The sequence below is a fragment of the Alcanivorax sp. genome, from assembly GCF_040118815.1.
Lineage (GTDB): Bacteria > Pseudomonadota > Gammaproteobacteria > Pseudomonadales > Alcanivoracaceae > Alcanivorax.
Genome location: NZ_JBEDTC010000006.1, coordinates 520,916 through 533,724 on the forward strand (window position 1 = coordinate 520,916; position 12,809 = coordinate 533,724).

The following is a 12,809-nucleotide window of genomic DNA, read 5'->3' on the forward strand; positions in this document are numbered from 1 at the left end:
TGAAAAGGATGTGTCGGCGGCACGGCCGACCATCCGCAGGGCAACGATGGTAACGGCATCAGGCAGGCAATTCACCCTGCCTCCCTGCATTATTTTTTGCCGCACTGTGGTAGCGTAATCGACCCGTTTTCTTGCAGACGGTTCCTGTAATGGTGCTGCCGTCTGCGATACAACCCGATAACCAGCCTTTATGACCGCGTGTTTTGATCTGCATTGCCACAGTCTTGCGTCCGATGGCGCCCTGTCGCCCACTGATCTGGTGGCGCGGGCCGCGGATTATGGTGTCACCCATCTCGCGTTGACCGACCACGATACTCTGCGCGGACTGGATGAGGCCCGTCAGGCCGCGCAAGTGCACGGAATGACTCTGATTAACGGCATTGAGCTATCCGTTCGCCATGAGAATCGAGAATTCCACGTGCTCGGTTTATGGGTGGATGTGGCAGACCCGACCTTACAATCACGCGTTAGTGCCCAAAATGAGGCTCGCACCAACCGCGCCCGTGAAATTGGACGTCGGCTGGACAAGGCCGCCGGGTTGGCAAACAGCTATGAGCGCGCCTGCGAGCTGGCCGATAACGACGCGCCGGGTCGGCCCTGGTTTGCCAAGCTACTGGAGCAGACCGGGCGAGTCCGCAATCACCGTCATGCCTTCAACCGTTTCCTGAAACAAGGGCAGTCGGCATTTGTGGCCACGCCCTGGTGTACCCTCGAGGACGGCATTGCGGCAATTCACGCGGCCGGCGGCACCGCTGTGTTGGCGCACCCCCATGCCTATAACATGACCCGCAAGCGCCTGCGCCACTTTCTGGGCCAGTTCAAGGCGGCCGGCGGCGATGGCCTGGAAGTGGCCATGCCCGGGCTCACCCCCCATCAGCAGGCGTTGCTGGACGAATGCTGGCAGCATTTCGACCTGAAAGTATCGGCCGGTTCCGATTTCCACTCCCCGGAGCAGCGTTGGCTGGCCTTGGGCAGATTGCCGCCGGTGCCGGCAGGCGCCACGCCAGTGTGGGAAGGGCGTTACTGAAGCACGCACGGGCCAGATATCGCGCTTTATGCTTAAAGCGGCTTGCGCCGCTGCCCTGCGGCGCTCAGAATTGCATGCCATGACTGAAACGCTATACATACACCCGGAAACCCCGCAGCCAAGGCTGATTCGTCAGGCAGTAGACGTAATTCGTGGCGGCGGCTTGATCGCTTATCCTACTGATACCACCTACGCACTGGGTTGCGGTATTGGCGAGAAGGCTGCGCTGGATCGTCTGATCCGTCTGCGCCAGCTGGACAAGAAGCACGAGTTCACGTTGTTGTGCCACGACCTCTCCGCGCTGGCGGTGTACGCCAAGGTGGATAACCCGGATTATCGTCTGCTCAAGGCGCATACCCCTGGGGCCTATACTTTCATTCTGCAGGGCACCACCGAAGTGCCACGCCGACTGATGCACCCGAAAAAGCGCACCATCGGCATCCGTGTGCCTGACCATGCCATCTGTCAGGCGCTACTGGCGGAACATGGCGAACCGATCATGACCTCCACCTGCCTCCTGCCCAACGACGAATTTCCGCTCACCGACCCGCAGGACGTGCGCGACTTCCTGGAAAACCAGGTGGACCTGGTCATCGACGGGGGCTTTTGCGGCACCCTGGAAACCACCGTCATTTCCCTGTCTGAAGGTGAGGGGCCGGTGGTGGTGCGCGAAGGGGCAGGCCCAATCGACGCCATCTATTAGTCAAATTGCAGCAATTTGCTCAGGGTTTGATCAGACACTGACAAGTCGCTGTCCCTCACGGCGCGGTTCACCGTATAATCGCGGGCTTTCCCCGCAGCATTCCTCTTGGAATGCCACCTATAGGGTATAAGGAGTTGGCTTTGAGTTCCGTGGTTCCCTCCCAGCGAGTTGTTTCCGGCATGCGCGCCACCGGCCGCCTGCATCTGGGGCATTACCATGGCGTGCTGAAAAACTGGGCGCGTCTGCAGCATGAGTTTGAGTGTTTCTTCTTTGTCGCAGACTGGCACGGACTCACCACAGAATACGAAAACCCGCACAATATCGAGCAGCATGTCTGGGATTTAGTGATCGATTGGCTGGCCGCCGGGGTTAACCCTGGCTCGGCCACACTGTTCATCCAGAGCCAGGTGCCGGAGCACGCAGAGCTGCACCTGTTGCTGTCGATGATGACACCGCTGTCCTGGCTGGAGCGGGTGCCAACCTATAAAGATCAGCAGGAAAAGCTGCGTGAGAAAGACCTGAGCACCTATGGCTTTCTCGGCTACCCGCTACTGCAGTCTGCCGATATTCTCGCCTATCGAGCCGGGCAGGTGCCCGTGGGCGCGGACCAAGTCGCCCACGTGGAGCTGACCCGGGAAGTCGCACGTCGCTTCAACCATCTTTATGGCCGCGAACCAGGTTTTGAAGAAGCCGTGGACGCCGCCATCAAGAAAATGGGCAAGAAGCAGTCCAAGATTTACTTGAACCACCGTCGCCAGTATCAGGAAAGAGGTGATGAAGCGGCGCTGGAAACAGCGCGCGCGCTGGTGGACGGACAACAGAACATCACACTGGGCGACAAAGAGCGTCTGCTGGGTGATCTGGAAGGCGGCGGCAAGGTCATCCTGCCTGAGCCGCAATCACTGCTCACCAAAGCCTCCAAGATGCCAGGGCTGGATGGGCAAAAAATGTCCAAATCCTACGGCAACTTCATTGGCATGCGCGAAGAGCCTGCCGACGTGGACAGCAAAATTCGCCGCATGCCGACAGACCCGGCCCGTGTACGCCGCACCGACCCCGGCAACCCGGATAACTGCCCGGTATGGCAGTTTCATATGGTGTACTCTGACGACACCGCCCGGCAGTGGGTGCGCGAAGGCTGCACCAGTGCCGGCATTGGCTGCCTGGATTGCAAAAAGCCGATTATCGAAGCGGTTCAGGAAGAGCTGGAGCCCATCCGCAAACGCGCGGAAGAGCACCTGCGCAACCCGGACCTGGTGCGCACCATTGTGGCAGAAGGGTGCGAGGAAGCACGCGAAGCCGCCCGCGCCACACTGGAAGAAGTGCGCGCAGCCATGGGCCTGAATTACCGCTAGGCGGAGCAGAGCATGACGGAAACGGTAGAGCAGACGACAGTAGAGGCTCCGGCGCCCGAGCAGCCAGCAGGCATGCTCGGGCCCCTGTATCCGAGCCAGTCGGAAATGCCGTTTGGCTTGGTATACGGCAAGGCCATTACCAAGCTACCCGACGATCTCTACATCCCCCCGGATGCACTGGAAGTCTTTCTGGAGGCCTTCGAAGGCCCGCTGGATTTATTGCTCTACCTGATCAAACGTCAGAATCTCGACATTCTCGATATTCCTGTCGCCACCATCACCGTCCAGTACATGGAGTACGTGGAGCTGATGAAGGCCATGAACTTTGAATTGGCGGCGGAATATCTGGTCATGGCGGCCATGCTCAGTGAAATCAAATCACGCATGTTACTGCCACGGCCCAAGGAAGACGAAGAAGAGGATGGGGAAGACCCCCGCGCAGAGCTGATTCGTCGCCTGCAGGAATACGAGCGATTCAAGAAAGCGGCGGAAGATATCGACGAGCTGCCGCGCTTGGAACGGGATGTGTTTCCGGCCGAGGCCAAACGTCCGGAATACACGCGTGAAAAAGCGCAGCCGGATGTGGATATGCGCGAGTTACTGCTGGCGCTGAAAGAAGTCATGCACCGGGCAGACATGTTCGAGAGCCACCAGATTTCCCGGGAAAAACTGTCCACCCGTGAGCGCATGGCCAGCGTGCTGGACAAGTTGAAAGGCCGGGACTTTGTGCCTTTTATCGAATTGTTCAATCCTGAAGAGGGCAAGCTTGGCGTGGTAGTGACTTTCCTCGCCACACTGGAGCTGGTGAAGGGCTCGCTGATTGAGCTGGTGCAGACCGAGTCGTTTGCACCGATCCATGTGAAGGCTAAAACCCTGGTGCTGGAAGAATCCGACCTGATCGCTGGCCTGGAGCTCGACGATGAACCCGATGCCGCACCGGATGCCTACGAAAGTGATATAGATGCCCTCGATGTTGCGGATGACGATGCACACGATGGGAGCAAGGGGTAAGCGTGGACGCTGAACAAATAAAAAGAATCGTTGAAGCCGCTATTCTTGTAGCCGATGGGCCGCTGGACCGCGATGGTATGCTGGCATTGTTCGATGAAGAGGATCGCCCCAGTAAACAGGACTTGTCCAAATACCTGGAGCAGATAGCTGATGAATACGAAGGCCGCGGCATTTTCCTCAAGGAAGTGGCATCCGGTTTCCGCTTTCAGGCGCGCTCAGAACTGGGCTCCTGGGTCAGCCGTTTGTGGCAAGAAAAGCCACCACGTTACAGTCGCGCCATTCTGGAAACCCTGGCCCTGATTGCATATCGCCAACCCATTACCCGTGGCGAAATCGAAGAGATTCGTGGCGTTTCGGTAAGCTCACATATCGTCAAGAGCCTACTGGAGCGAAACTGGGTGCGTGTTGTCGGCCACCGGGATGTGCCGGGGCGCCCGGCGATGTTCGCGACCACCAAGCAGTTTCTGGACTACTTCGACCTCAAGAGCCTGGAAGACCTGCCATCCTTGGCGGAAATTCGCGACCTGGACAAGCTGAATGAAGAGCTGGCCTTGACCGATGTGCCCCCCAGCAAGGCGGGCGAGGGCGATGCCGACGAAGCCTCGGAAGGTGACATTGACGACGATAACTTTGGCGAACGCGAAGTGCGTCTGCCAGGTGATCAGGAAAGCATCCCTGGCTTTGAGCCGGAACCGGAAATCGACGACTCCACGCAAATGAGCATGGACAAGGTGGATTCCGTTCTCGCCAGTTTTGAACAGGAATTCCGCCGTAAACCCGGCGAAAAAAATGACGCAGAACCCGTTCCGGACAACAGCGGTGCCGTGGCAGACGATGCCCCCACAGAGCCGGACGGCGGTGCAAACGAAAGTGATGATGTCGCGGTAGAAGATGCTTCTGACCAGGAGCAGGCACCGAACGACAGCGCAGAGGAAAGCCGAACGCCCCATGAGTGAGAAATTACAAAAAGTCCTGGCTCGTGCCGGGCTGGGTTCCCGCCGGGAACTTGAAACCTGGATCAGTGACGGTCGCGTCTCGGTCAACGGGGCTGTAGCGACCCTGGGTGACCGGGTTGGCAGTGAAGATACCTTACGTGTAGATGGCAGGATGATTAAAGTGAAGGCCGAAGAAGATACCGTTCAGCGGGTCATTATGTACCACAAGCCACCGGGAGAAGTGTGTTCGCGCAACGACCCGGAAGGGCGCCCGACGGTGTTCGATAACCTGCCGCGCCTGCAGGGCATGCGCTGGGTGCAGGTCGGCCGGTTGGATATCAACACCACAGGCATGATGCTGTTTACCACAGACGGCGAGTTAGCCCACCGTTTGATGCACCCCTCAAACGGGTTTGTCCGTGAATATGCGGTGCGCGTGCGCGGTGGCATGACCCCGGAGAAGCGCCAGGCAATGCTCGACGGTGTGCTGCTGGAAGACGGTGTTTCTAAATTCGATAGCATTGAAGATGCCGGTGGTGCAGAAGAGGGCGCCAACCATTGGTACAAGGCTACCCTGACCGGCGGCAAATACCGGGAAGTCCGCCGTTTGTTCCAATCCCAGGATCTGGAAGTGGCCCGCTTGATGCGTATCCGCTTTGGCGACCTGACACTGCCGCCGCAACTGCGTCAGGGTCGCTGGATGGAACTGGAGCCGGAGCAAATGAAGGCGCTGATCGACAAGGTGGAACTCAAGGGCAAGAAATACACGGGGCTCTACGGCCGCGCGCGCCTGCGCCACCAGCGCAGCGGCAGCAATCCGCCCCGCAAAGCACGTCGCGGACCGTATCGCCGCTAGGCTGAGAGCATCGAGTTACGACAAACGCGTCTCGAAAACCATGGGCCCTCGGCCAAGTTTCGCTTTTCGTAACTCGCTCCTCAGAACCCGTAACGGGTTATGAGGAGCCTTCGCGACTCAATCGCCACTCCTAGGGCAGCCTCATTATGCGCCCGACCAAGGCCGGCAGTGCCGTTTCCACCCGCAGAATCCTCGCCCCGAAACTGTGACAGGCAAACCCGTGTCGTTGCAGCATGTCCACTTCGTAATGTGTCCAGCCCCCTTCCGGGCCCACGGCCAGGGTGACTGGCTCGGCCAAATCACAAGGCAGGGTGGGGTAATCGCCCGGGTGCGCCAGAAGGCGCTGACCGCTACCGGCCCATTCATCCAGCGAGTCTTCCACGAAAGGCTTGAAGCGCGGAGCAAGGGTCAACTCTGGCAGACAGGTGTCTCGTGCCTGCTCCAGCCCGAGAATCATCTTCTCGCGCAGCAGGTCGGCCTTGAGGTTAGGGGTTTGCCAATAGCTCTTGTCCACCTTCCAGCTGTTGATCAGCACGATACGTTTGATGCCGAGACTGGTGGCGTCGATAAGGATACGTTTAAGCATTTTGGGTCGGGGAAGCGCCATCAGCAAAGACAGCGGCGGGGCCGCCACTACCTTAGAATTAGCTTTAAAAAAAACTGTTACCTCATTGTTTTTAATTGCTTTGATGGTAGCCATCCCGATGCCGCCATTCAGCAGACCCGCCCGACATTGCTCCCCTTCAGCCAGGTTGAGCACAGTGCGCACGTGGGCACTCTGGCGGGCATTCAACCGCCAGAGTGCGTCGTGCAGGTATTGGTCGGGATGCAGCAGGAGCAAATTCATGGTGCGAATTATGGCACACCGCGAGGCAGGCCAGAACAAGGGTTTATCGCCCGCCACGATCAAGATGGGCGATGGTCCATTGACGCAAATCACTGTTTCCTTGGCTATTATAGCCCTTTGCCCGGCGCCACTGGATTGCTAGAGTGTGCCGCCTGATCACCCGTTCGATTAACTGTTCAGTTTGGAGAATTTCATGCAGTTTCAGGGTACTGACCAATATGTGGCCACAGACGACCTGAAAATGGCCGTGAATGCAGCCATAGCCCTCAAGCGCCCGCTGCTCATCAAAGGCGAGCCCGGCACTGGTAAAACGCTGTTGGCCGAGCAGGTTGCTGAATCCTTGGGGCTGCCACTGCTGTCCTGGAACGTGAAGTCCACCACCAAGGCGCAGCAGGGCCTGTATGAATACGATGCAGTATCACGCCTGCGTGATTCCCAGCTCGGCGCCGAAGGGGTCGAAGATGTGGCCAACTACCTGAAAAAGGGGAAGCTCTGGGAAGCCTTCACCCATGAAGGCCAGGTGGTACTGCTGATCGATGAAGTCGACAAGGCGGACATCGAATTCCCCAACGATCTGCTCCAGGAGTTGGATCGCATGGAGTTCTTCGTCTATGAAACCGGCGAACTGATCAAGGCGGAACAGCGCCCGATCGTGATCATCACCTCCAATAACGAGAAAGAGCTACCCGACGCCTTCCTGCGCCGCTGCTTTTTCCACTACATCAACTTCCCCGATGCAGCCACCATGCAGGCCATCGTGGATGTGCATTTCCCCGAGATCAAAAAGAACCTGGTGAGCGAAGCACTGGAAATCTTCTTCGATCTGCGCAAGGTACCGGGACTGAAGAAGAAGCCCTCTACCAGTGAGCTGATCGATTGGCTGAAGCTGCTGATGGCCGACGATATCCCGCAAGATATCCTGCGCAGTCGCGACACCAAGAGTGCGGTTCCACCGTTGTATGGTGCGTTGCTGAAGAACGAATCGGATGTGCAACTTCTCGAGCGTCTGGCGTTCATGAATCGCCGCGAAAGCTAACCGGTCCACGGGCAGACTATGCTTATTGGTTTTTTCGAAAATCTGCGTCGCTACCGGGTGCCAGTCACCCTGCGTGAGCTGCTGGATTTGTTCGATGCGCTGCATGCGCATGTGGCGTTTGGCTCCATTGAGGATTTCTACCTCCTGAGCCGAGCGGTCATGGTGAAAGACGAAAAATACTACGACCGCTTTGATCAGGCGTTTGCCAACTACTTTGAAGGCCTGGAAAACCTGGAGCCGGACTGGCTCAGCAAGGTGATCCCGGACGAGTGGTTGCGCAAAGAGCTGGAAAAGAACTTGAGCGCGGAAGAGTTTGAAAAGCTCAAGGGGCTCGGCAGCCTGGAAAAAATCATGGACGAGCTGCGCAAGCGGCTTGAAGAACAGGAAAAGCGTCACCAGGGCGGCAACAAATGGGTTGGCACCGGTGGCACCAGTCCGTTCGGCGGTTACGGAGAAAACCCGGAAGGGGTGCGTATGACCGGCCCTTCACGGAACAAGAAAGCGGTGAAGGTCTGGGAGAAGCGGGAATTCCGCAACCTAGATGATTCCGTGGAGCTGGGCACTCGCAACATCAAGCTGGCCATGCGCCGGCTGCGAAAATTTGCCCGCACCGGCCGCGATGAAGAGCTGGACATGGACGACACCATCTCGTCCACCGCCCGCAACGCTGGCTTGCTTGATATCAAGATGCGCCCACAAAAAGAAAACCGCGTGAAAGTGCTGATTTTCTTTGATATTGGCGGCTCGATGGATCCTTACGTGAAGCTGTGTGAAGAGCTTTTCTCTGCCGCCCGGGCAGAGTTCAAGCACATGGAATATTTCTACTTCCATAACTTCATCTATGAGTACGTATGGAAAGATAACCGCCGGCGTTGGGACGAGAAGATCTCCACCTGGGACGTGCTGCACAAGTACGGCAGTGACTACAAGGTGATCTTCGTGGGTGACGCCGCCATGAGCCCCTATGAAGTGAACTCGGTGGGCGGCAGCGTGGAGCACTGGAACGAAGAAGCCGGTGCCGTCTGGTTTCAACGGGTGACCAACACCTATGAGAAAGTGGTGTGGCTAAACCCGGAACCGGAACGCGCCTGGCAGATGACAACCTCCACCCAGTGGATCAAGCAGCTTTCCGAGCACCACATGTTCCCCCTGACGATTGAAGGGCTTGAAAAAGCCATGCGTCAGCTGAGCAAATAAGCGCTGATGCGTGAGCCGGGGTGGCGCAAGGCCAACCCGGCGCATCAATCTTAACTCTCCACCTCGTATGCCTGCTTCGTATTTTGCCCGCTCAAGGTGAAGTTCGTTGCATTTGCCGGTCAAGTTTTTGTCATTTATGCACCAATAAACAGCACGTTTAGTGGCTGACACCCTCACAGTTCCGTATCCTGCGCGCCTTCAACGCTTCGCCAGTCCGAACCAACCCCGCCCACAAGGCAGGGCAGCCGGAAAGGCGGTGCCACATTGAGCGCTCACCGTGATCCGGTGGACCTTCAGGAGATCTTCATGTCCAGGGTGAAAACCACCGTCTGGATGACTGTTTTCAGCACTGCCGCATTAACCAGCGCCGCCCACGGGGATAGCACCCAGGCTGAAATCCGTCGTCTGCAATCCGAGCTCGACCAGCTCAAGTCCCGCTTTGCTGATGAGCCAGCAGAATTCGAACTGAACTGGCCAACCTTGACCGTCTTCGGCAGCGTCAGCGTTGATGCCATCTATGACGATAAAGATGCCGGCTTCGACGAGCTTCTAATTCCCAGCACCATTCCTGCTGGTGACACTAATCAGCAGAATTTCGTCATGAGCGCCAAGAACAGCCGGTTTGGCTTTCAGGTGGGCGAGGGCAGCGGCCCGCACATGGTCTTTGCGATGGACCTGTTCGGCAGCCTGGACAGCTATGAATTGCGCATCCGTGATTTTTATGTCGAAAACGGCCCATGGCGCGCGGGTTACGGCTTTACAGCCTTGCTGGATGGTTCGGCCTGGCCGTTAACCCTGGATGCCCAGGGGCCAAACAGCGCGATCTTTGCGCGCCAAACCGGTGTGCGCTGGCAAGGCGAGCACCTGACTCTGGCCCTCGAAGATCCTAACAGTGAGATTTACGACCCAACCAACGCGACCAGCGCTGCGGGTCGCAGGCCCGATGCCATCGCTACCTGGAAACAGGGTTTGCCCGCCGGGCACATCAAGCTGGGTGTGGTAAACCGTGAACTTGGTGTGAAATTCGCGGATGGCGACCAGCAATTTGCCAACGCCACGGGCGGCGTGGCCAGTGCCGCTATCAACGTTAGCGACACTGTCAAACTGCTCGCCAGCGGCAGTTACGGCCAGGGCATGGCGCATTACTACAATGATCTGTCCGGCTTTGGCGACAGCGGCATGGATGGCTATGTCTATACCGGCCGGGATCTGCAGCCTCTGCTGGCGCAAGGGGGATATCTGGGTTCTCAATGGCAGCTCAATTCAGCATGGACGTTAGCCATGGTAGCAGGGGAGGTCACAATCGAAGTCGACTCCGCCTTGCCTGCCGAGTCGTTGCGGCGCACCCGCTATTGGACACTGACGGCGGTACATCAATACTCGCCAGCCTTGAGCTATGGTGCGGAGCTATCATACGGGCTGCGTGACAATCAGGCGGGAGACCGCAGTGAGGCGCCGCGGGTGCAGTTGAATATGACGTACCGTTTCGAGCACAGCAGCCGCTAGCCGCTTTAAGAGGCTAACTCGTCTAGGTGTCTCCGAATGATATCTATCTCAGTCTGCGTGGAGAGTGAGGCTCAGCCGGTTTAGCTCGAGCCTCTCTGACTAACGGCTCTAGATGATCCTTTGCTTACCTGCTGTGAACCCAATCGTAGAACACCAGGAGCATGAGAAACGTCAACTCTTGATAATACCCTATTTAACATGTATGCACACCAAGTGGTGTATTTTATTATGATAATCAATCGGGTAGCACGAATGCCGTGTCAACTGTGCGCGACGCAACCGCTGCATCCCTGTTACATTATTGGTGGCGCCGGGCAGGGGATCACAAAATCTCTTTACCGACCGGACCATCGCTAAGCCACTCGCGGTCTTCCTCGCTCAGTGCGGTATTCTCTGGTGTACAAGCTGCCAACATCTCTTCCAAGGTCGGCATGGGCTTTGGGCGAATGATCAACTGCTCATCAGTCAGTTCCATATCAACGATACTTCCCACATCAAGACCAAGATGCTGCAAGACAGTTTTAGGGACTCGAAGTCCTGCGCCATTACTAATTTTCTGCACTTTCAATTTCATAAGCACCTCACACATTGGGTGTAACCTCAATTTAAATAGATAAATCACCCGTAACAACCATGTGGTAGTGATGGTCAAGAATTTAGCCATGCAATATATAGAGGTTCGGCCACGGACAAATAACTATGGATCTTCTGTTGTTTGGCGATTGCAATGATTTCACTGTGTGTGCACAAATGATCGGACAGAGGCTCAAATAGAGGGTGCCGGCGATCAATCCCTGATAAATAGCGATTAGCCCACTCCTCAAGTCGCTGGAACTCCTTGCTGTTTTCGTCGGGCGAGCCAATTGTGTCTGGAATAATCTGGTTCAATAACGCATATACCTGCCCTTGGTTCGTGGCGTGCAGCTCTGCTTCCTGCCTTGGCAAGCAGCACTTCTTGTATTTAACCCCGCTACCACATGGGCATGGCGCATTTCTTTGCAGGTGAGACATTCTCCACCCAAACGGAAAATGGGTATTATAGTCCGTGGATGCTCAGGCATCAAAAAATGATAGTTCTCACTTTTAGGTGAGACTTCCATGAGCAATGCTCGTCTTCAGGCATTTGGCGCAAAGGTTAGAGCAATGCGAAAGCAGAAAGGCCTATCCCAAGAGGAGCTTGCAAGTTTAGCAGGCTTGGACCGCAGCTATATGGGTCACATTGAGCGTGGCGAAAAGAACATTACTCTGCTCAAAATCTACCAGATTAGCGACGCTCTCTCGCTTCCTGCTGCTATTTTTCTAACCGATGAATGATATTCCTATCATGTAGAACCGGTATCAGGCTTTAATTCACTATTTTCGTTCAAGCGGTTTTGTGTCGTCAGGAAGTTGTAGGGGGGAGGGGAGGTTGAATTCATTCTCCAAGAACTCATCTAGCCGCTGCGCGATACGGAAGGCCTCCGCATTCTCCGATCGCTTGCCTTCAAGGTTTTAGACCTGGCAAATGAACTTGCGATGGACTATCTACAGGATGACCCGCTTGCCGGGTCTGAGCAAAACACGATAAGAAGCCCACGCTTAGCGAACCGCACATTCTTCCCAATGGCGTTCATAGCTGTAACGTCAGCCTTGCCTATCTGGGTTTGTATTGGTGTTTGTTTTTTCGCCCAACAAACTGCCGGAAACGAAAAGCAAGGCACCGGTGACAATAGCAATATCAGCCAGATTAAAGGCCGGCCAGTGCCAGTCCCGCCAATAGAAATCAAAGGAATCCACAACGTAGCCGCGAAATATTCGGTCAATCAGGTTGCCCATGGCGCCACCGAGGATAAGACTGTAAGCGAAGGCTTCTCCTTTATGACGATTTTCAAGAATCAGCTTGATCAGGAAAATCGAGACCACCACCGCGATTCCGATTAAAAAATAGCGCTGCCAGCCTCCGCCATTCGCAAAAAGACTGAATGCGGCACCGGTGTTCCATACGTGCACCCAGTTAAAGAACGGGGTCACTGAAATAGACTCGCCATAGGCCATTGATTGCTGCACCAGCCACTTTGCAGCCTGATCTGACGCTGCCAGCAGGCTCGATATGGAAAACAGGGCATACGACGAGTGCTTGTTGCCAATAATGAGCAATTATTTAACCCTTCAACGCCAGAATACGCCTGGCCCCGTTAAGTACAATGACTCCCGATATGGTGCCGATAATCAGATCCGGATAATTGGACCCGGTCCACGCGACCAGGGCGCCGGCGGTGATGACCCCCAGGTTGATCACCACGTCGTTGGCCGAGAATATCCAGCTTGCCTTCATGTGCGCCCCGCCTTCCCGATGT

At 56.3% G+C, this 12,809-nt stretch carries 14 protein-coding genes and 1 pseudogene; 10 read left to right on the forward strand and 5 right to left on the reverse strand.

Annotation, left to right across the window (positions count from 1 at the left end):
• Positions 1–190 precede the first annotated feature (190 nt).
• From ABNH18_RS06430 to rluB, 6 genes are all read left to right on the forward strand, one after another.
• A complete protein-coding gene (locus ABNH18_RS06430; RefSeq protein ID WP_349382017.1) occupies positions 191–1,027 on the forward strand; it encodes a PHP domain-containing protein in 837 nt (278 codons plus the stop codon).
• A 79-nt stretch (positions 1,028–1,106) separates the two neighbouring features.
• Positions 1,107–1,730, forward strand: coding sequence for an L-threonylcarbamoyladenylate synthase (locus ABNH18_RS06435; RefSeq protein WP_349382018.1), 624 nt, complete (start codon positions 1,107–1,109; stop codon positions 1,728–1,730).
• A gap of 140 nt (positions 1,731–1,870) precedes the next feature.
• Positions 1,871–3,085, forward strand: a complete 1,215-nt coding sequence (locus ABNH18_RS06440) for a tryptophan--tRNA ligase (protein ID WP_349382019.1) — start codon at positions 1,871–1,873, stop codon at positions 3,083–3,085.
• A gap of 12 nt (positions 3,086–3,097) precedes the next feature.
• Positions 3,098–4,096 (forward strand): segregation and condensation protein A, encoded by a 999-nt coding sequence (locus tag ABNH18_RS06445; protein WP_502876773.1) that lies wholly within the window; start codon positions 3,098–3,100, stop codon positions 4,094–4,096.
• A 2-nt stretch (positions 4,097–4,098) separates the two neighbouring features.
• Complete coding sequence (scpB, locus tag ABNH18_RS06450) at positions 4,099–5,052, forward strand: SMC-Scp complex subunit ScpB (RefSeq protein ID WP_349382020.1); 954 nt, start codon at positions 4,099–4,101, stop codon at positions 5,050–5,052.
• Positions 5,045–5,887, forward strand: coding sequence for a 23S rRNA pseudouridine(2605) synthase RluB (gene rluB, locus ABNH18_RS06455; protein ID WP_349382021.1), 843 nt, complete (start codon positions 5,045–5,047; stop codon positions 5,885–5,887). The genes scpB and rluB overlap by 8 nt, the downstream gene beginning before the upstream one ends.
• A gap of 130 nt (positions 5,888–6,017) precedes the next feature.
• Here the strand turns inward: rluB and ABNH18_RS06460 are convergent, their stop codons facing one another.
• Positions 6,018–6,734, reverse strand: coding sequence for a 16S rRNA (uracil(1498)-N(3))-methyltransferase (locus tag ABNH18_RS06460; RefSeq protein ID WP_349382022.1), 717 nt, complete (start codon positions 6,732–6,734; stop codon positions 6,018–6,020).
• A gap of 193 nt (positions 6,735–6,927) precedes the next feature.
• Between ABNH18_RS06460 and ABNH18_RS06465 the strand changes: the two genes are divergently transcribed.
• The 3 genes from ABNH18_RS06465 (at position 6,928) to ABNH18_RS06475 (ending at position 10,473) form a co-directional block, all read left to right on the forward strand.
• Positions 6,928–7,770: an AAA family ATPase gene (locus tag ABNH18_RS06465; protein WP_349382023.1), complete on the forward strand. Its 843-nt coding sequence runs from the start codon at positions 6,928–6,930 to the stop codon at positions 7,768–7,770.
• An 18-nt stretch (positions 7,771–7,788) separates the two neighbouring features.
• Positions 7,789–8,967 (forward strand): vWA domain-containing protein, encoded by a 1,179-nt coding sequence (locus ABNH18_RS06470; RefSeq protein WP_349382024.1) that lies wholly within the window; start codon positions 7,789–7,791, stop codon positions 8,965–8,967.
• A gap of 306 nt (positions 8,968–9,273) precedes the next feature.
• Positions 9,274–10,473, forward strand: a complete 1,200-nt coding sequence (locus ABNH18_RS06475; RefSeq protein ID WP_349382025.1) for a DcaP family trimeric outer membrane transporter — start codon at positions 9,274–9,276, stop codon at positions 10,471–10,473.
• 322 nt (positions 10,474–10,795) lie between these two features.
• Here the strand turns inward: ABNH18_RS06475 and ABNH18_RS06480 are convergent, their stop codons facing one another.
• Together ABNH18_RS06480 and ABNH18_RS06485 are read right to left on the reverse strand one after the other, a co-directional pair.
• Complete coding sequence (locus ABNH18_RS06480) at positions 10,796–11,047, reverse strand: AbrB/MazE/SpoVT family DNA-binding domain-containing protein (RefSeq protein WP_031226830.1); 252 nt, start codon at positions 11,045–11,047, stop codon at positions 10,796–10,798.
• Positions 11,048–11,121: 74 nt separating this feature from the next.
• On the reverse strand, positions 11,122–11,484 hold the full coding sequence (locus tag ABNH18_RS06485; RefSeq protein WP_011588652.1) for an SEC-C metal-binding domain-containing protein: 363 nt from the start codon (positions 11,482–11,484) through the stop codon (positions 11,122–11,124).
• Between the two features lie 87 nt (positions 11,485–11,571).
• Between ABNH18_RS06485 and ABNH18_RS06490 the strand changes: the two genes are divergently transcribed.
• Complete coding sequence (locus ABNH18_RS06490; protein ID WP_011588651.1) at positions 11,572–11,787, forward strand: helix-turn-helix domain-containing protein; 216 nt, start codon at positions 11,572–11,574, stop codon at positions 11,785–11,787.
• 309 nt (positions 11,788–12,096) lie between these two features.
• On the opposite strand, the gene lspA is transcribed toward ABNH18_RS06490, so the two are convergent.
• On the reverse strand, positions 12,097–12,609 hold the full coding sequence (gene lspA / locus ABNH18_RS06495) for a signal peptidase II (RefSeq protein ID WP_022986212.1): 513 nt from the start codon (positions 12,607–12,609) through the stop codon (positions 12,097–12,099).
• A 4-nt stretch (positions 12,610–12,613) separates the two neighbouring features.
• Positions 12,614–12,809: pseudogene (locus tag ABNH18_RS06500) on the reverse strand (cation transporter); the annotation flags it as partial.